General features: G+C 57.1%; 18 protein-coding genes and 1 pseudogene. 15 read left to right on the top strand and 4 right to left on the bottom strand.

All coding sequences use genetic code 11. The annotated features are described in order from the left end of the window. Position 1: 1 nt before the first annotated feature. The gene (leuC, locus tag WFN61_RS14650) at positions 2-1,429 is read right to left on the bottom strand and encodes a 3-isopropylmalate dehydratase large subunit (protein ID WP_257757549.1); all 1,428 of its coding nucleotides are present in this window, start codon (positions 1,427-1,429) and stop codon (positions 2-4) included. A gap of 216 nt (positions 1,430-1,645) precedes the next feature. On the opposite strand from leuC, the gene WFN61_RS14645 reads away from it, so the two are divergent. Together WFN61_RS14645 and WFN61_RS14640 are read left to right on the top strand one after the other, a co-directional pair. Then, positions 1,646-2,395, top strand: a complete 750-nt coding sequence (locus tag WFN61_RS14645) for a sulfite exporter TauE/SafE family protein (RefSeq protein ID WP_257757551.1) — start codon at positions 1,646-1,648, stop codon at positions 2,393-2,395. A 14-nt stretch (positions 2,396-2,409) separates the two neighbouring features. Next, positions 2,410-2,616, top strand: a pseudogene (locus WFN61_RS14640) (Tn3 family transposase); the annotation flags it as partial. On the opposite strand, the gene WFN61_RS14635 reads toward WFN61_RS14640, so the two are convergent. Together WFN61_RS14635 and WFN61_RS14630 are read right to left on the bottom strand one after the other, a co-directional pair. Continuing rightward, entirely contained in the window at positions 2,613-5,150 is a 2,538-nt protein-coding gene (locus WFN61_RS14635) for an excinuclease ABC subunit UvrA (RefSeq protein WP_337038870.1), read from the bottom strand. The pseudogene WFN61_RS14640 and the gene WFN61_RS14635 overlap by 4 nt on opposite strands. Before the next feature lie 61 nt (positions 5,151-5,211). Beyond that, positions 5,212-6,123, bottom strand: a complete 912-nt coding sequence (locus tag WFN61_RS14630; protein ID WP_337038869.1) for a LysR family transcriptional regulator — start codon at positions 6,121-6,123, stop codon at positions 5,212-5,214. Between the two features lie 93 nt (positions 6,124-6,216). On the opposite strand from WFN61_RS14630, the gene WFN61_RS14625 reads away from it, so the two are divergent. From WFN61_RS14625 to WFN61_RS14585, 9 genes are all read left to right on the top strand, one after another. Then, positions 6,217-6,663, top strand: coding sequence for an ester cyclase (locus WFN61_RS14625; RefSeq protein ID WP_337038868.1), 447 nt, complete (start codon positions 6,217-6,219; stop codon positions 6,661-6,663). Between the two features lie 113 nt (positions 6,664-6,776). Beyond that, positions 6,777-7,211 (top strand): RidA family protein, encoded by a 435-nt coding sequence (locus WFN61_RS14620; RefSeq protein ID WP_042391122.1) that lies wholly within the window; start codon positions 6,777-6,779, stop codon positions 7,209-7,211. 3 nt (positions 7,212-7,214) lie between these two features. Beyond that, positions 7,215-7,889: a DUF1028 domain-containing protein gene (locus WFN61_RS14615; RefSeq protein WP_337038867.1), complete on the top strand. Its 675-nt coding sequence runs from the start codon at positions 7,215-7,217 to the stop codon at positions 7,887-7,889. Between the two features lie 14 nt (positions 7,890-7,903). Then, a complete protein-coding gene (argE, locus tag WFN61_RS14610; protein ID WP_337038866.1) occupies positions 7,904-9,055 on the top strand; it encodes an acetylornithine deacetylase in 1,152 nt (383 codons plus the stop codon). Between the two features lie 130 nt (positions 9,056-9,185). Then, entirely contained in the window at positions 9,186-10,334 is a 1,149-nt protein-coding gene (locus tag WFN61_RS14605) for an ABC transporter ATP-binding protein (protein WP_144815816.1), read from the top strand. An 18-nt stretch (positions 10,335-10,352) separates the two neighbouring features. Further along, positions 10,353-11,336: an NAD(P)H-quinone oxidoreductase gene (locus WFN61_RS14600; protein WP_337038865.1), complete on the top strand. Its 984-nt coding sequence runs from the start codon at positions 10,353-10,355 to the stop codon at positions 11,334-11,336. Then, a complete protein-coding gene (locus WFN61_RS14595; RefSeq protein WP_312282280.1) occupies positions 11,333-11,947 on the top strand; it encodes a glutathione S-transferase in 615 nt (204 codons plus the stop codon). The genes WFN61_RS14600 and WFN61_RS14595 overlap by 4 nt, the downstream gene beginning before the upstream one ends. 12 nt (positions 11,948-11,959) lie before the next feature. Next, on the top strand, positions 11,960-12,409 hold the full coding sequence (locus tag WFN61_RS14590; protein WP_312282281.1) for a type II 3-dehydroquinate dehydratase: 450 nt from the start codon (positions 11,960-11,962) through the stop codon (positions 12,407-12,409). Then, the gene (locus tag WFN61_RS14585) at positions 12,406-13,335 is read left to right on the top strand and encodes a 2-hydroxyacid dehydrogenase (protein ID WP_337038864.1); all 930 of its coding nucleotides are present in this window, start codon (positions 12,406-12,408) and stop codon (positions 13,333-13,335) included. The genes WFN61_RS14590 and WFN61_RS14585 overlap by 4 nt, the downstream gene beginning before the upstream one ends. A 35-nt stretch (positions 13,336-13,370) precedes the next feature. Here WFN61_RS14585 and WFN61_RS14580 read toward each other — a convergent pair whose 3' ends face one another. Further along, a complete protein-coding gene (locus tag WFN61_RS14580; protein WP_103821027.1) occupies positions 13,371-14,333 on the bottom strand; it encodes a LysR family transcriptional regulator in 963 nt (320 codons plus the stop codon). A gap of 259 nt (positions 14,334-14,592) precedes the next feature. Here WFN61_RS14580 and WFN61_RS14575 point away from each other — a divergent pair, with 259 nt between their 5' ends. From WFN61_RS14575 to WFN61_RS14560, 4 genes are all read left to right on the top strand, one after another. Then, positions 14,593-15,624, top strand: coding sequence for an ABC transporter substrate-binding protein (locus WFN61_RS14575; protein ID WP_337038863.1), 1,032 nt, complete (start codon positions 14,593-14,595; stop codon positions 15,622-15,624). 65 nt (positions 15,625-15,689) lie between these two features. Further along, positions 15,690-16,544: an ABC transporter permease gene (locus WFN61_RS14570; protein WP_222890524.1), complete on the top strand. Its 855-nt coding sequence runs from the start codon at positions 15,690-15,692 to the stop codon at positions 16,542-16,544. Position 16,545: 1 nt separating this feature from the next. Continuing rightward, on the top strand, positions 16,546-17,364 hold the full coding sequence (locus tag WFN61_RS14565; RefSeq protein ID WP_144815796.1) for an ABC transporter permease: 819 nt from the start codon (positions 16,546-16,548) through the stop codon (positions 17,362-17,364). A 27-nt stretch (positions 17,365-17,391) separates the two neighbouring features. Then, the gene (locus WFN61_RS14560; protein WP_337038862.1) at positions 17,392-18,642 is read left to right on the top strand and encodes a flavin-containing monooxygenase; all 1,251 of its coding nucleotides are present in this window, start codon (positions 17,392-17,394) and stop codon (positions 18,640-18,642) included. Positions 18,643-18,649: the final 7 nt, after the last annotated feature.

Raw genomic sequence — 18,649 nt, 5'->3', positions numbered from 1 at the left:
ATTAAGCCTCGGTGAAATATCTGACATCGGTTAGGTGACCTGCGACGGCTGCAGCAGCCACCATCGCCGGGCTCATTAAATGGGTGCGCGAACCCGCGCCCTGACGGCCTGCAAAATTACGATTCGTACTTGAGGCACAGCGATCGCCTGGCGACAGAACGTCTTCATTCATGGCCAGACACATTGAGCAGCCGGATTGCCGCCATTCAAAACCCGCATCGATAAAGATTTTCGCCAGGCCTTCCTGTTCTGCCCGCTCACGCACCTGGGTTGAGCCAGGCACAATCATTCCCCTTACATGTGGGGCTATTTTTTTACCTGCCAGCACCTTCGCCACTTCACGTAAATCCTCAATGCGGCTATTGGTACAGGAACCGATGAAGGCATGAGAGATACGGATTTCAGTAAATGGTGTACCGGGTTTCAGCTCCATATACTTCAGCGCTGTCAGGTAATCGTGTCTTTTTTGCACGTCAGAAATGGTTTGCGGGTCGGGAATGACCTCATTGATAGGGCCAGCCTGATCGGGGCTGATCCCCCAGGTAATAAAAGGTTCGAGCTGTCCACAGTCGATATACACTTCTTTATCGAATCTCGCGTCGGTATCGGTTTTCAGTGTCCGCCAGCTCTCTACTGCCCGGTCCCACATCTCCCCTTTCGGTGCCCGCGGTGTCTCTTTCAGGTAAGCAAAAACCTTTTCATCTGGAGCCATAATTGCGCCGCGCGCACCCGCTTCTACCGCCATGTTGCAGATAGTCATGCGCGCCTCAACGCTAAGACTATCAATAACGCCTCCGCAGAACTCAATAGCATACCCCGTGGCACCATCAGCGCCGATACGGGCTATCAGGGCCATAATAATGTCTTTGGAGGTCACGCCTGCACAGAGCTCTCCTTCCAGTGTGACGCGCATATTGCGTAGTTTTTTATAAACCAGCGTTTGAGTGGCCAGAAAATGCTCGATTTCCGATGTGCCGATACCAAAGCCGAAAGCACCGAGAGCGCCATAGGTGGTGGTATGGCTATCTCCGGCAGCGATAACCATACCTGGCATCGCTAACCCCTGCTCATGAGCCACAACATGCTCAATACCCTGACGCTTATCCATCACATCGAACAATTCGATATTAAAGTGCTGGCTGTTTTCGGTGAAATATTTCACCTGAATTGCACCACCGGAATCGGTCATTTCTGGATCGCGTTTCGGCCGGGTCGGGTTGACATGATCAACGTTGAGCAAAATAGATTGCGGATTCCAGACTTTTCGCTTTTGCTCACGTAAGCCACTGAATGCCTGAGGGCTGGTATATTCATTCAGAATGGAACGGTCGATATACAACAACACATTACCTTCGTCATCAAGTTTTCTTACAGTATGTGAGTCAATATGTTTGTCATAGAGTGTTTTTGCTATTTTTATCGTCATCATGAGGTACTCCCGGTTTTGGTTTTTTCCATTATAATTCCCATGGGTAATGTGTATAGCCGTACAGAAAAAATTAAAAGTAAAAACTTTTTTTCCAAATCGTAAAAACTGATATTTAATCATAATAAACAATATCTTAAATGTATTTTTCAGGGTGTTTCTTCCATTTTTAACTCCTGATTTCAGATGCTATAGTGCTTTGTCAGAAACGATATCACGATGAATAACTATTCAATGTTAATATTATTTATAGAGTGTTTTTGTATAGGCGGTGGGCTGGGTTATTTAGGTGGGTTGTTAGGCATAGGTGGTGGGATTATTGCCATACCGATACTGGCCTGGCTGTTTCAAATGGATCAGCAACTCGCTCAGGGGACAGTATTGGTTATGATCATCCCGAATCTTATTATGAGTGTCATCCATTATCGGCGAAGAAACGACATAAGATTAAAGAAAATTATTCCAGTGTGTATTTTGTCCAGCATATTTTCTGCTATTTCATCGACGCTGGCGATCCATCTTAACGCGAAAACGTTAAATTTGTTTTTTTGTGCTTTCATTTTGCTGCTTGCATTTTATTATCTGTACGCTGTTTTGAAGCGGGGTGCATCCCGTAACTATACCTTGTCTGAATCCTGGCTCCCTGTGACAGGCGCGGTGTGCGGATTGATGTCTGGCCTTTTTACCGTGGGCGGGGGTATGGTTATCGTTCCGCTGCTGGTCGCACTCTTTTCTTACTCTCAAACCAGAGCACAGGGTACGGCGCTGGCGCTGGTTCTGCCAGGCGCATTCACCGCACTGATATCCTACGCTTTTGCAGGGCACGTTGCCTGGTCCGTCGGCTTACCGATGGCCATGGGGGCCATGTTCACCGTTGCCTCGGGTGTTGCTCTGGCGCATCGTCTACCGACAAGGATGCTGAAGATGTGTTTTTGCATGATGCTTTTCTTTGTGGCTCTCAGTGCGTAAAAGTCACGTACTAATCGGTATATATAGAAAGAGCCATAGATTCTCTGAAGCGAAAAGGGATCCCATTCAATGACCTGTTGATTTCTCATGTGTCCCCGCTGGGATGGGGACACATCAACCTGAGTGGAGATTACGTCTGGAGAACAAACCTCAAGCTGGGACAGGGGAAATACCGTTCATTACGCTCAGTAGATAGCAGCCTGTACAAAAAACAGGCTTAGCGTAGGATGTTTTCCGTTTTCAAAGCTGACCCCAGGTAGGGAGCAGTGAGGCTGTCCGGTGATCGGCTTACCTCTTCCGGCGTACCGGTCGCAACAAGTTGTCCGCCGTTTTCGCCAGACCCAGGTCCGAGGTCGATAACCCAGTCGGCTTCGGCGGCGATGCGCATATCGTGCTCTGCCATAACCACCGTATCGCCACGCTGCACCAGCCTGTCAAGAACCAGCATCAGCTTATCCATATCCGCCGGATGCAGCCCGGTAGAGGGTTCGTCCAGCAGATAGAGCGTTTTACCCCGCTGCACGCGCTGCAGCTCCCAGGCAAGCTTAATGCGCTGGCATTCACCGCCGGACAGTTCGGTCGCAGGCTGGCCCAGCGTCAGGTAGCCGAGACCGAGCGCGGCAAGCGCCGTAAGAGAGCGCTGGATAGCGTCATTGCCCTCAAATACCGAGATAGCTTCGTCGACGGTGAGATCCAGCACGTCCGCTATTGTTCTGTCATGCCACCGCACCTCAAGGGTTTCATCATTGTAGCGACGTCCGCCGCAGGCAGAGCACGGTGCGCTTGCCTCGGGCATAAACAGCAACTCAATGGTGATCTGCCCCTGGCCCTCGCAGGCGGGACAGCGACCGGCGGGCAGGTTGAAGGAAAACCGGCTGGCGTTAAAGCCGCGCTTTTTCGCCTCGTCCGTTTCGGCAAAAAGCTTGCGTACGGTGTCAAAAAAGCCGGTATAGGTCGCCAGATTGGATCGCGGCGTCCGCCCGATGGGCCGCTGATCGATGCGAACCAGACGTTTAAGAGATGTTCCGCCCGCCGTGATTTTACCCTGCACATCCGGAACCACGCTCTCCTCCTCGGCACCTTCCTCTTCGGGGGTTTTGTCGAGCCGTTGAAGCAGCGCGGGGAGCACCCGGGCGAGAAGCGTGGACTTGCCCGAGCCAGACACGCCGGTGATGGCGGTCATCCGTTCAAGGGGGATGCAGACATCCATGTCGTGAATGTTATTGCAGGTGATCTGCTCTAGCTTTAGCCAGCGTTCTGGAAGCCGCCGCTGACGCAGCCCCGGACGATGCCTGTCGAACAGGTAGCCTGCGGTAAGGGAGCTGGATACCTGTTTAAGACCTGATGGCGTACCGTTATACACGATCTCACCGCCCAAATGCCCTGGGCCCGGTCCCACCTCCGTCAGCCAGTCGGCTTCGGCGATCACGTCCAGATTGTGCTCGACGATGACCAGCGAGTTTCCCGCATCGAGAAGCAAACGCAGGGACTTGAGCAGGGCGCGTACATCTTCCGGATGCAGGCCAGCCGCAGGCTCATCGAGCACGTAAATCACGCCAAAGAGCCGGGAAATAAGCTGCGTAGCCAGCCGGATCCGCTGTAGTTCTCCCGAGGAGAGCATGGTAGTCCGACGGCTGAGAGACAAATGCCCGAGCCCCAGTTTTTCCAGCTGGTCGAGGCGGCCGCAGATATCGGTCGTCATCCTGACGACGGCTTCCCGCAGCGCGGCCTCGGCAGGCAGTTGCTGAGGATGGCCTTCGGCATAGGGTAAAAGCAGCGCCTTCAGCTGCGTAATCGTCAGATCGCCCATCTCAGCAATATCAAGGCCCGCAAACCGGTAGGCCAGCGCACTCTGATTAAGCCGCTTGCCGTGACATTCGGTGCAGGGTGCCACGGTAATGAAGCGGGAGAGTCGTTTTTTCACCGACTCCTTACCGCCAGAGTAGCTCTGCAGCAGGTATTTTCTGACGCTGGTGTAGGTTCCGGTATAGGCGGGCTCGGTACCGGCGGCGATTGCCTCCTGGCGCTGCTGCGCATTGAGTCCCAAAAAGATCGGTACCGAGGGCTGTTCGTCGGTGAAGATGATCCACTCGCGATCTTTCTTAGCCAGCGTCCTCCACGGCGCATCAATGTCGTAGCCCAGCGTTTCCAGAATTGAACGCAGATTTTTTGCCTGCCAGCCAGGGGGCCAGGAGGCTATCGCCCCTTCGCGAATGCTCAGCGAATCGTCCGGCACCAGCGCGTCGGCTTTAACTTCATGTACCATGCCCAGGCCCTGGCAGGCCGGACAGGCGCCCTGCGGGTTATTGGGCGAGAAAGATTCCGCTGCCAGGAACGGGACGTTGGCAGGGTGGCTGCCGGCGCGGGAAAACAGCAGCCTCAGGGTAACGGAGATCCGCGTCAGGCTCCCGACCGTTGAGCGCTCCTGCGCACCGGCACGGCTCTGCTGCAGGGCAACAGCGGGTGGCAAACCGTCGATACCATCCACGTCCGGCGCAGCCGCTTGCTCAATCAGACGCCGCGCGTGCGGTGCGATAGACTCCATAAAGCGTCGCTGCGCCTCGGCATAGATCGTGTCAAACGCCAGGGAAGATTTCCCCGATCCCGATATGCCGGTAAACACCACCATGGCATCGCGGGGAAAGGTAAAGGAGACGTCCTTGAGGTTATGCGTTCTGGCTCCGAGTACGCTTACGCCAGGGCTGATAGCGTGAGACCTGGCGCTTATGTTTTTTGCCGCTTTTTCTGATGACATGATTTCCCCTGACAATAAAAGAACTTCAAGGGTAGACGCGAAGAGGGCAGTGAACAACGTGCTACAAGGTAGTTGCGTGCTTTGCAATCAGCTCTCTGAACCACACCTGAGCGGGAGAGTTATCGCTGCGTCGATGCCATATCAGACAGAATTCGATCTCCGGCAGCGTCAGAGGAGGCGAAAATAGCGTCAACTGATGGCGGGTCTGCGAATGAAGTGCCACGCGTTTGAGTATCGTGGCGGCCATATGGGTGCGCGCGATGACCGCAGGCACGGCAAAAATGTTCGGCACGGTTAATACGAGCCTACGCTGCTTACCCTGCTGCGCGAGAGTCCGATCGACGAGGCCGTACAGCTCTCCTTCAGGTGAGACCAGCACATGCTGCAGATCCAGATAGGTCTCTAAACTCATCGGTTCTCTTGCCGCCTGATGGTCGCTTGATACGATGGTGACAAATTCATCACGCAGCAGCGGCCGGGTCAGAATACGTGCATCCATATTTGTCGGCGGCACGCCGATGGCCACATCGATCGCACCGGCATCGAGCAGCTCGACAGCAGCATTGCGGTCATTAAATGCAACGACATTCAAGGAGACACCGGGCCAGGTCTGCTCCAGCGCTTGCATAAGCGTCGGAAGCAAAACCACAGTCGGGTAATCCTGCAAGCCTATTTTGAACGTGACCTGCGCGGTTTCAGGCTGAAAAACAGGCCGGGTAATCATGGCCTGCTCGATCTGCTGCAGGGCCGCAGCAATAGGGGACGCCAGGTCCCGGGCGCGTGGGGTGGGAATTAACCCCGCATTGCTGCGCTGAAAGAGGGGATCCCCCAGCAAGATCCGCAGCCGGGATAGGGCTGCGCTCATCGCCGGCTGGCTTACGCCTGTCTGGATTGCAGCACGCGTGACATTGCGTTCGTTCATGAGCGCATTGAAAGCCACCAACAGGTTCAGATCGATACCGTGAAAATCCATATTTCGAATAATGGTCTATATCGGTTATTTGTTGGATTGATTATAACGCACGTTTTATTCTGCCACCTCCTTAACTACGGAGTAGCGCTTATCATGAACATCCCATCGACAGAGTTGACCCAGCAATTACGCACCGAATTGGCCGCTGTAGAAACACTCTATCGCGCATTCAGCGAACAGAATCCCGATCTTGTGGATACCGTACTTGCCCCGGAGTGGGATGATATTCCGCTGGCACCGGGTCAGGCTCCCGGTCTGGCAGGGATCAAGACCATCATCAACATGGTCGTCGCCGCCTTTCCGGATGTGCACATCACCATTCATGACACGATTCAGGAACCCGGCAAGGTCGGCGTACGCGCCGAGATCGGTGGCACCCATCTGGGTGAGCTGTTTGGCATCGCACCAACCGGTAAAGAGGTGAGTTTCAGGCTGCACGAGTTTCACACGGTGGCCAACGGTCTGATTACCACCACCTGGCACCTGGAGGACTGGCTTGGCCTGTTCCAGCAGCTTGGTCAGTTTCCATCACAAAACTGACCCTTTTTCACAGAGATCGGATTTTCTAAACTAATGCCTCGGAATATGCTGTTTTGCTTGTGACGCCTGAGGACGTATACCTTGCTGGGAATCCATTTTCTCAGCAGGCAAACATGAGCACACATACCCGCATTCGCAAATTCAATACCAAAGAGACCTACCCGAACCAGTCCCTGGACAACGATCTTTGCCAGGCCGTTCGCGCAGGCAATACCGTTTACGTTCGTGGTCAGATTGGTACCGACTTCGACGGCAATCTGGTGGGGCTTGGCGACCCGGCCGCGCAGGCCGAACAGGCGATGAAGAACGTGAAACAGCTGCTGGAAGAAGCGGGCAGCGATCTGTCGCATATCGTTAAAACTACCACCTATATCATCGATCCCCGTTATCGCGAGCCGGTCTATCAGGTGGTCGGCAAATGGCTGAAAGGCGTATTTCCCATCTCAACCGGGCTGGTTATTTCCGGGCTGGGTCAGCCGCAGTGGCTGATGGAGATTGATGTGATCGCCGTGATCCCTGATGACTGGCAGCCGCAGGCGGGAGCATAAATCATGACCTTATCGATTATTGGCCGCTGCGCGCAAACCGGCCAGACAGGCATCGCCATCAGCTCGTCCAGCATCGCGGTGGGGGCGCGTTGTCCCTGGCTGCGCAGTCAGGTCGGCGCGGTATCAACCCAAAACATCACCTTACCGGCGCTCGGGCCGCGCATTCTTGACAGGCTGGAGCAGGGCGATGCTGTCGACACCGCGCTAAAAGCCGGGCTCGGCACTGATGATTACGCCATCTATCGGCAAGTTACGGTGCTGACAGCTGAGGGAGAAAGCGCGTTTTATAGCGGCGAGAAGACGCTCGGTGTTAACAACGCCCTGAGCGGCGAAAACTGCGTGGCGGCGGGTAATCTGCTGGCAGATCCGAACGTGATTATCGCGATGGTCAACGCCTTCGAACAACGCTCAGGCGATCTTGCCGACAGGCTCATTGCCGCGATGCAGGCGGGCATGAAAGCGGGCGGAGAGGCAGGGCCGGTGCATTCAGCGGCACTGTCGATTGTAGATGCGCCCGTCTGGCCGGTTGTCGATTTACGTGTCGACTGGACGGACGGCGATCCCATCGCTGAGCTCAATCAGCTCTGGCAGGCGTATAAGCCGCAGATGCAGGACTATATAACGCGCGCGCTCGATCCCCGCAGCGCACCTGGCTACGGCGTGCCGGGCGACGAATGACGCAAGGAGAGGCGATGATAACCAGTCGCAAACTGCTGGAGCAGCTGGTGGCGTTTGATACCACCAGCCGCGAATCCAACCTGGCGCTGATCGACTTTGTCTGGCGCTATTTAACCGATCTCGGCGTCCACTGTGAGCTGATTCACAATCCCGAACGCAGCAAAGCCAATCTGTATGCGCGGCTTGGTCCGGCAGGCAGCGGCGGCGTAATGCTCTCCGGCCACAGCGATGTGGTGCCGGTGGACGGGCAGAACTGGAGCGTACCGCCGTTTGCGCTGACTGAGCGAGACGGCAAGCTGTACGGCCGCGGCACGGCAGACATGAAAGGCTTTATCGCCTGCATGCTGGCGGCGGTGCCGCACTTTCTTGCCGAGCCGCTGGCGCAACCGCTGCATCTGGCAATTTCCTATGACGAAGAGGTCGGGTGCCTGGGCGTGCGCACCTTGCTGGACGCCCTGGCGAGCCGCCCGGACAAACCCGACATCTGCCTCATTGGCGAGCCCACCGGGCTACAGCCGGTGCTCGGCCACAAAGGCAAGCTCGGCGTTCGTTGCGAAGTGCAGGGCGCGGCCTGCCACTCGGCCTATGCCCCCCAGGGCGTCAATGCCATTGAATACGCCGCAAAACTTATTCACCGCCTTACGGTGATAGGCCAGCGGCTGGCCGCGCCGGAACGTCAGGATGCGCGTTTCGATCCGCCGTTTACTACGGTGCAAACCGGCGTAATTCAGGGCGGTCGGGCACTGAATATCGTGCCTGCCGACTGTACGTTTGACTTCGAAGTGCGCACGTTGCCGCAGGATGACGCGCAGCAGGTGGTGCAGGCGCTGGAACGCTATGCGCAGCGGGAACTGCTGCCGCACATGCACGCCGTCAATGCCGACGCCGCTATTCGCTTTTATCCCATCAGCGGCTATCCCGGTTTATATACCGCAGCGCACAGCAACGCCGCACAGCTGATTGCTCATCTCACCGGTACCGACGCCTTTAGCACCGTGGCATTCGGTACGGAAGGCGGGCTGTTCCATCAGGCTGGTATCCCCAGCGTGATCTGCGGGCCGGGCAGTATGGCGCAGGGCCATAAGCCCGATGAGTTTATCACTGTTGAACAGCTAGCCGCCTGCGATGCCATGCTGCGCCGTCTTGCTGCATGGATGTGCCAGTAAAGGTGACGTTGTCACCTTTTTCTCTGCTTTCCCTTTTCCAAACGCCAGCTTCAGGAAGCACTAACCGCGTGATACGCGCTTAACCCGTATGCTGGTGACACGCATTTGATAGCCCGTATCTGGAGAGTCCATGGTAAGTGCCGAAGTCACCACATTCCCGCAGCCCGAAGCGCTGCATCCCGTCGCCAACAAAGCCCATGTCGCCGTACAGCTTGACGGCGTACTGAAACGCTTTGGCGACGCTATCGCCCTACACAAAATCTCCCTGACCATAGAGGAAGGGGAATTTATTACGCTGCTCGGCCCCTCTGGCTGCGGCAAAACTACGCTGCTGAACCTGATGGCGGGTTTCGCCGAGGCGGATGGCGGCGAAATTTTTATTGATGGCGATCTGGTTACCGAGATACCGCCGTACCAGCGTGAAATCGGTATTGTGTTTCAGAACTACGCGCTGTTCCCCCATATGACGGTCGAGAAAAACGTCGGCTACGGCCTGCGTATGCGCGGTGTGCCCAAAGCTGAAATCGCAGAGCGCGTTGAGCAGGCGCTGGCGCTGGTGAAGCTGGCCGGTTACGGCCATCGCAAGCCGCGGGAACTTTCAGGCGGTCAGCAGCAGCGGGTGGCGCTGGCGCGAGCGCTGGTGATCCGCCCCAAAGTATTGTTGCTGGATGAGCCTTTCTCGGCGCTGGATAAAAACCTGCGTCTGTCGATGCAGGTTGAGCTCAAGGCGATTCAACGCAAACTTGGCGTCACCACTGTTTTTGTAACGCACGATCAGGGTGAAGCGCTGAGCATGAGCGACCGCGTGGTAGTGATGTCGGCAGGGCACGTGCGCCAGATCGGCACGCCGGATGAGATCTATCGTCGTCCGCAGGATCCGTTTGTCGCAGGTTTTGTGGGCGATGTGAATATTCTGCCGGGGCGCTATGTCGGTCGTGACGGTGCGGCGATGCTGGAGGTGGGCGGCAATACGCTGCGCCTGCCGGCGGAACGCGTGCACGCCATGATGGGCGAGCGCCTGGATGTCTACGTGCGTCCGGAAAACCTGCAGCTGGCACCGCTTGGCCCACATTCGCTGTTCAGCGCCACGGTGATCGCCCATGTCTTTCAGGGCGATCATGTGGATGTCCATCTCGATGTCCCGGCGCTGGGCAGCGCCTCGCTGTTTGCGCGCCAGTCCGGGTTGAGTTCACTGACGCGCTGGCCCATCGGCAGCCTGGTGGGCGTGAGCGTAGATGACGAAGGCGTATGCGCGTTTAGCGCGGCGAAACAGGGATAAGCGCCGATGATACCTGAAATGATGAACGCAATAGTCGCCCGTGAGCCGGGCGGCCCTGAGGTGTTAGCCCTGGTACAGCGTAACGTGCCGCAGCCTGGTCCGGGTGAAGTAGTGATTCGTGTCGTCAGTGCGGGCGTGAACCGTCCCGATATCTTACAGCGCAACGGCATGCCGTTGCCGCCGGGCGTCACCGATGTACTGGGGCTGGAAGTTTCCGGCACCGTTGCGGCGCTGGGCGCGGGCGTTGACTCTCTCGCTCCTGGCGCGCCGGTAATGGCGCTGCTCTCCGGTGGCGGCTATGCCGGGTATTGCGTGGCGCGCGCCGAACTCTGTTTACCCGTGCCGGAAAACCTGCCGCTCGCCCAGGCGGCGGGGGTGCCGGAAGCGGCCTTTACCGTGTGGCACAACCTGTTTGAACGGGGGCGTTTGCAGCCCGGCGAAACCGTACTGATCCACGGGGCGGCCAGCGGCGTGGGAACGTTCGCCATTCAGTGCGCACAGGCGTGCGGGGCGCGGGTAGTGGCGACGGCAGGCGGTGCTGAAAAGGTAGCAGCGCTGCGACAGCTTGGCGTCTGGCGCGCCATTGACCGCCACAGCGAAGATTTCGTCGCGGTTATCCTTGAGGAAACCCAGGGGCGCGGCGTGGATGTGGTGCTGGATAACGTTGGCGGCGATTACGTGGCGCGCAACCTGAGCGTGTTAGCATCGGGCGGACGTCATGTCAGCCTGTCGTTTATGCAGGGCGCGAAGATTGAACTCGACCTGCAACAGGTGATGCGTAAGGGGCTGCATCTGACCTCCTCAACCCTGCGTCCGAAGAGTGATGCCGAGAAGGCGCGGCTGGCGCAGTGCATCCGTACACATCTGCTGCCGCCGATCGCCGCCGGTAAAATCGCGCCGATGGTTTATCAAACCCTGCCGTTAGCGCAGGCCGCGGACGCGCATCGCATTCTTGAGGCCAACGCCAACATCGGCAAAGTGCTGCTGGCGGTGGCGTCATGATGCAACTCTATTTCGCCTCGACGTCCGCTTACGTACGTAAAGTGATGGTGTGCGCGACGGTATTGGGCCTTGCAGAGGAGATACACCGGCTGGATTCCGCTGCGCATCCCATTCAGCGCGACGAACGTATCGCCGCGTTTAATCCGCTAGCCAAAGTCCCGGCGCTACGTACCGAAAACGGGATCTGTCTCTACGATAGCCGGGTCATTTGCGAATACCTCAACGCTCGCGCGCAGGGCGGTTTATTCCCGCAGGACGGTGATGCGCGCTGGCTAAGCCTTGCGCGCCAGGCGTTGGGCGATGGCATTATCGACGCCGCGTTGCTGGCGCGCTATGAATTCAGCGCTCGTCCGCCTGAGAAACAGTGGCAGAGCTGGGCCAACGCGCAGCTGCAAAAAGTTGCCGCCGCACTGGCGGAAGTTGAACGTCAGGCCAGCTATTTTAGCGATCGTCCCCACGATATCGGGCTGATTGCCATTGGTTGCGCGCTGGGTTATCTCGACTTCCGCTTTGCCGAACTTAACTGGCGCACTGGCCACCCGCTGACCGCCGCGTGGTTCGCCGTTTTCGATGCGCATTCGGCTATGGTCGCTACGCGTCCGCACGTTTAATCAGGAGCTTGCATGTCACAGCAGATCTATTTTCTCAACGGGCCGAACGCCAATTTGTATGGGCTGGATAAAAACGGCACGTATGGTAGCGAAAGTTTTGTCAGCATTGGCGAGCGCTGTCAGCGTCGCGCCCAATCGCACGGGGTAATAGTGCACTTTCGCCAGAGCAATCATGAAGGCGTGCTGGTTGACTGGATCCAGGAAGCGCGACAGAACGCGGCTGGATTGATTATCAACGCGGCGGGGTTGACCTACACGTCCGTGCCGATCCTTGATGCGCTGCTGATGTTTGACGGCCCGATTATCGAAGCGCATATGAGCAACATCTGGAAGCGCGAGCCGTTCCGACACTACTCCATGGTGTCGAAAGCGGCAACCGGCGTGATCGCCGGGCTGGGCGCAATGGGTTACGAGCTGGCGATTGATGCGGTGGTTAACCTGATGGAGGGGCGCGTCGCATGAGCACCCTTGTGTTTTACAGCGAATTTGACAGCTTCGACGAGTGGTCAGCTTTACTTGCACCGTATTTACCCGGCGTGACGATATGCCGCGCCGAAACGGTGCAAAAACCTGATGACGTGCACTATGCGCTGGCATGGCAACCGCCGGGTGGTTTCTTTGCACCATACCGCAATCTCAAACTGCTGGTGAATCTCGGCGCGGGCGTCGACTCCCTGGTCGGGCGCGACGATCTGCCAGATATCCCGATTATACGACTGTCCGACCCGGATATGGCGCGCATGATGGCCGGTTATGTGCTTTTCGCGGTGCTGCGCTACGCGCGCGATATTCCGGCGTTTGAGCGCGCGCAGCGTGAACAGCGCTGGCGCTATTTGCATCCGCGTACGCCCTCCAGCGTCCGTGTCGGCGTGCTGGGCCTGGGGGAGTTGGGCGGGTATGCGGCGCAGGAGCTGGCACGACAGGGATTCGATGTACGCGGCTGGTCGCGTTCGCAAAAAGCGATTGCGGGTGTTCGCTGTAGCAGCGGACTGGAGTCACTGAATGACTTTCTCAGCCAGAGCGACATTTTGGTAGTAATGCTCCCTCTCACGCCGCACACGGCGGGCCTGCTTAGCGCCGAACGGCTGGCACGACTGCCGCCTGGCGCGGCGTTTATCAATGTCTCGCGCGGGGCAATTGTCGACCAGGCGGCGCTGACGGATGCGTTACGCACCGGGCGAATTGCGGAAGCCACGCTGGATGTGTTTGACCGCGAACCGTTGCCGCCGGGCGATCCGCTGTGGCGCATGGAAAATGTGTTGATTACGCCGCATCTGGCGTCTGTCGCCATTCCCGCCAGCGCCGCGCAGCAGGTTGCAGAGAACATCCAACGCGCCGCACGCGGCGAACCGGTAACTCATCAAGTGTTCCCGGCGCGCGGGTACTAACATTCATACCCACGCCGGGATGATATGTGACACCGTCACGCCACGCGCACCACCTGCGGGTCGAAATAGCTGGGGGCCGCCATGCCAGGGATGTACTGGTCGGAGATAAACATGCGGCAGCGCTCGGCGAAAGCGTTCACCACCATAGAGTGCTGCGTGTGGGCCACGGTGGCGTAACCCAGCTGCATCGGCCTGTTCACCCCCGCCAGCCGCACGCGGATCAGGCGTTTGCCATCCTGAGAGAGATGCGCTTTCGGCCGCACGTTAGCGATACCAAACCCCACGCCGTTGGCCACCATGGCGCGTACTACCTCCATGTTGCCGGAGCGCATGACCACATTCGGCGTAACGCCCGCCTCGCTAAACAGCCCAAGGAAGTATTCGCGGCTCCACGGCATATCCAGCAGCACCATCGGCATTGTCGCCAGATCCTGAATCGTCACCGCCGACTGTGTCGCCAGCGGATGATGTTCCCCCACCATCACATACGGCGGCAGCTGCGCCAGGGAGGTGAAGGCAATGTCGTTAGCGGGGACTAAATCATAAGTCAGGGCGATGTCGATATCGGCAGCGCGCAACTGTTTCAGCAGCTGTTCATGGTGGCCTTCCACCAGCGTAATGCGCACGCCCGGAAACGCGCGGCCAAAACCGAACACCAGTTCCGGCGTCAGCATGGGCGCCAGCGTATCCAGACAGCCCACGCGCAGCGGGCCGCGCACATTGTTCATGGATTCTGACGCAATGGTATAGAGGTTCATCATCTGCTCCAGAATGAGCTTCGCCTCCTTCAGTACCTGATGACCGATGGCGGTCAGCGACACCCCCTGGGCGTGGTGCCGCACGAACAGCTGTACGCCCAGTTCAGATTCAATGTGGGTGATCGCGGCAGAGATCGACGGCGATGAAACGTGGATACGCTCGGATGCGCCGATGATGCTGCCAGCCTCTCCGGAAGCGACAAAATATTCCAGCTGACGCTGGGTGATGCGACTGAGCATGCAGGTTCTCCTGAGATCGCCGACGCCATCATGTAGCGCCAGTCATTCTAATAGTGCAGGTTTCTTGCATTTCTCATGCCAAAACAGGGACATTTTTTTTGCGTCAGAAATCCTGACGCAACGACGAGGAAAAGGCTGTTTTACCGAATCGGCTCGCAACGGCATAGTGATTTCACACCAGGGAACACCGTTCGCACCGTGTTGGCGCGCCGGGTTTCAGATTGCTACCACAGTCATTTCATGCATTGGGGATGAGAATATGTTGCGTAAGATTTGTGCCTTAACGTTGTTGACCACAAGTGTGTTGTCCGCAGGTAATGCGATGGCCGCTGACAAGCTGATTGTCAGCACCTGGGGCGGCGGTTTTAAAGATCTGATTGATGAGACCATTGCCAAAGAATTTACCAAAGAGACCGGTGTGGAAGTGCAGTTTGTCACGGGCGGCACTATCGATCGTCTGAACAAAGCCAAACTGGCGGGGGGCTCGCCGGAAACGGACGTGACCTTTACGACGGCACATGTCGGCTATCTGTACGCCAACTCCAGCCTGTTTGAAAAGCTCGATATGAGCAAAATCCCGAACGCGGCGAACCTGGTGCAGCAGGCGAAAGTCAGCCCTTATCACCTCGGCGTGTGGGGCTACGTTTACACAATCGGCTATCGTCCGGATATGGTGGCGAAGGGCGAAACCTTTGAGAGCTGGAACGACCTGTGGAAGCCTGAGCTGAAAGGGACGCTGGCGCTGCCTGACTGGGATCCGAGCCATATCATTGCGGTTTCCGCCAAACTCTCCGGCACCGACGCGGCGCACTGGGAGCAGGGCCAGGCGAAGTTGAAAGCGCTTATCCCGAACATCAAATCTTTCTATACCGATGACGCCAACAGCCAGCAGCTGATCTCCACCGGCGAAACGCCCGTGCAGGTGATGCTGTCGATGAACGCCTACCACATGATTGCCGAAGGGGTAAACATCAAGCTGGTGATGCCGAAAGAGGGCGCGGTTCTGGGCGTCGATACGATTGGCATTAACAAAGGCACTAGCAAGGCCGACCTCGCGTATAAGTTCATCAATATCGCCCTGAAGCCGGAAACTCAGCAGCAGGTGGCGAAGATTTATCACGGCAGCCCAACGGTGACTAACGCCCATATCGACCCGGCGCTGGCGAAACTGCCGGGCATGTTGACCACCCCCGAGCAGTGGAACGCCACCATCAACACCGATCCGCAGCTGCGCGCCGAGAAGACCGCAGAGTGGCGTCAGTGGTTCTCTGAAAACATCATGTCTCATTGACTGACCTGGCGGCCTGCGGGCCGCCCCGTTTCTACCGGCAACACACTACTCAGGCTGCGACGTCTATGACGAGAAAACCGACATTTTTACCCTGGTTCATTATTCCCGCCACGCTGACCGCGTTTGGGCTGGTTATCGCGATGTTTGCGGTAATGCAATATAGCGTGCGCGCCTATATTCCCGGTTCGCTCGACGTGGGCGGATTTACGCTGGCGAACTTCAACGGCCTGCTTAAAGGCATCTATGCCGATGCCTTTATCAACACCGTCATGCTTAGCGCCAAAACGGCTATTTTTGGCCTGCTGATGAGTTATCCGCTGGCGTACGCACTGGTGCGCACCCGCACCACGTGGATCAAATCCACTATTCTGATTATCGCGATTACGCCGCTGTTTCTTGGCGAAGTGGTGCGCACCTATTCGTGGATCATCGTGTTGGGCAACAGCGGTTTCCTGAATAGCCTGTTGCTGGCCGTGGGCGTCATCTCAACACCTATTCAGTTTATGTTTACGCAAACGGGGGTAGTTGTGGCGCTGGTGCATGTCACCATGCCGATCATGGTGCTGATGTTGGCCACCGCGCTGTCGCACATTAACCCCGATTATGAGAAAGCCGCCACCAGCCTTGGCGCAGGGCCGCTCCGCACGTTGCTGACGGTGACCATTCCGCTCTCTATCCCCGGTATTGTCTCCAGCCTGACCACCGCGTTCGCCTGGACCTTTAGCGCCTTTGCCACGCCGCAGCTGATTGGCGGCGGACGCGTCAGCACCGTGGCAACCCTGGTCTATCAACTGGGTTTCTCGTCGATGAACTTCCCATTTGCCGCCGCGTTAAGCATTGCCGGTTTGATCCTTACCATCCTGTTATTGATGGCACTGAAACGCATGACCCGATTCCTGCACGCGATGGGAGAGCATTAATATGACCCGTTCGATGAACGACAAACTGATGACGCTGACGGGCCGCCTGCTGGTCGCCGCTATTCTTATCTTTGTGCTGCTGCCGACCATCGTGGTGTTTATCTCCGCGTTCAGCAGCACCTCGGTGCTGTTCTTCCCGCCGAAAGGCTGGTCGCTGCGCTGGTTCGAACGTGCGGTGAGTTACGATGACTTTCGTCATGGCTTCTGGTCCGGGTTGATTGTTACCGCATGGGCATCGTCGCTGGCGGTGATCGTGGGGGCCGCGCTGGCGATTGCCATTGAGCGCTATTCATTCCCGTGCAAGCAGGTGCTGGAAGGCATTCTGCTGTCGCCGCTGTTTATCCCGCATTTCACTATAGGTCTGGGTCTGCTGATGCTGGTGTCACAGCTCAACCTCGGGCGCGGCTATCCGCTGGTGATCTTCTGCCACGTCGTGCTGGTGCTGCCGTTTGTGCTGCGCAGCGTGTATGTGTCGCTAAAAAACCTCGAGCAGCGTATTGAGCTGGCGGCGGCAAGCCTTGGCGCATCGCCGCTGCGCGTGGTATTGACCATCACCGTGCCGCTGATTTTGCCGGGCCTGTTCGGCGGCTGGCTGTTTGCCGCCATTCTCTCCTTTAATGAGTTTACCGCATCGCTGTTCATTACCACCCAAGCGACGCAGACCTTACCGGTGGCGATGTACAACTATGTGCGTGAATTTGCCGACCCGACGTTGGCGGCCCTGTCAGTTATTTATATTACCGTTACCGCCACGCTGTTAATTATTGCTAATAAGTTTTTAGGGCTTGGCAAAGTATTAAACGTCGAAACCAGACATTAATAAACTATTCATTTCCAGGGATCTATTATGTCAGTAGAAAAGATCAATACTGTTATTGTTGGCGCCGGGCAGGCCGGTATTGCCATGAGTGAACATCTGTCGCTGATGGGCGTGCCGCATGTTGTTCTTGAGCGCAGCCGTATCGCTGAACGCTGGCGCTCCGAGCGCTGGGATTCGCTGGTGGCGAACGGACCGGCCTGGCACGACCGGTTCCCCTCGCTTAAATTCGACAATATTTCTCAGGAAGCCTTTCCGCCGAAAGAGCGTATGGCGCAGTACTTCGAAGACTATGTGAAGATGCTTAAGGCGCCCGTACGCACCGGCGTAGAGGTTCATCAAGTGGTGCGTCTGACAGGGCGCAGCGGCTTCAGCGTGGTGACGTCAGCGGGTGAATTCGAAGCCGACAACGTGGTTGCCGCAACGGGCCCGTTCCAGAAGCCCTCATTCCCGCAGATTGTGCCGGAGAGCGCCGGGGTGCAGCAGATCCACTCTTCCGTTTATAAAAACCCGCAGCAGTTGCCCGCAGGCGGCGTGATGGTGGTAGGGGCAGGGGCATCCGGTACGCAAATCGCCGAAGAGCTGCGTAAAGCGGGGCGAGAGGTTTATCTGTCGGTTGGCGAACATTACCGTCCGCCGCGTGCTTATCGCAACCGTGATTACTGCTGGTGGCTCGGCGCGCTCGGCCTGTGGGATGAAGTTAAAATCAAGCCGAAGAAAGAGCACGTGGCCTTTGCGGTGAGCGGCTATGAAGGGGGCAAAACCGTGGATTTTCGCCGCCTGGCGCATATGGGCATTACGCTTGTCGGTATTACCAAAAGCTGGGATAACGGCGTGCTGCACTTCGCTGAAGGCCTGGCTGAGAATATCGCCGAGGGCGATAAAGCTTACTTCGACGTACTACGCGATGCCGATGCCTACATTGAACGCAACGGACTGGATCTGCCGCCGGAGCCGCAGGCGTGGGAGCTGTTGCCCGATCCGGCGTGCCTGCTCACTCCGCTTACTCAACTGGATATGGCCGCCGCGGGCATTACGACCATTATCTGGGCGACCGGTTTTAAATTTGATTTCAGCTGGCTGCAGGTTGATGCATTCGACGAAAAAGGGCTGCCGTTTCATAAACGCGGTATTTCTGCAGAGCGGGGCATCTATTTCATCGGCCTGCCGAACCTGGTCAATCGCGCCTCATCGTTTATTTACGGCGTATGGCACGACGCTAAATATATTGCCGATCACATTGCGTTGCAGAACGCCTATACCGATTATGTTAAATCGTAATCACTGA

This window comes from Pseudescherichia sp. AS216, assembly GCF_037152055.1.
GTDB lineage: Bacteria > Pseudomonadota > Gammaproteobacteria > Enterobacterales > Enterobacteriaceae > Pseudescherichia.
The sequence above is the reverse complement of the archived record's forward strand: the minus strand, read 5'-3'. Positions and strand labels throughout refer to the sequence as shown.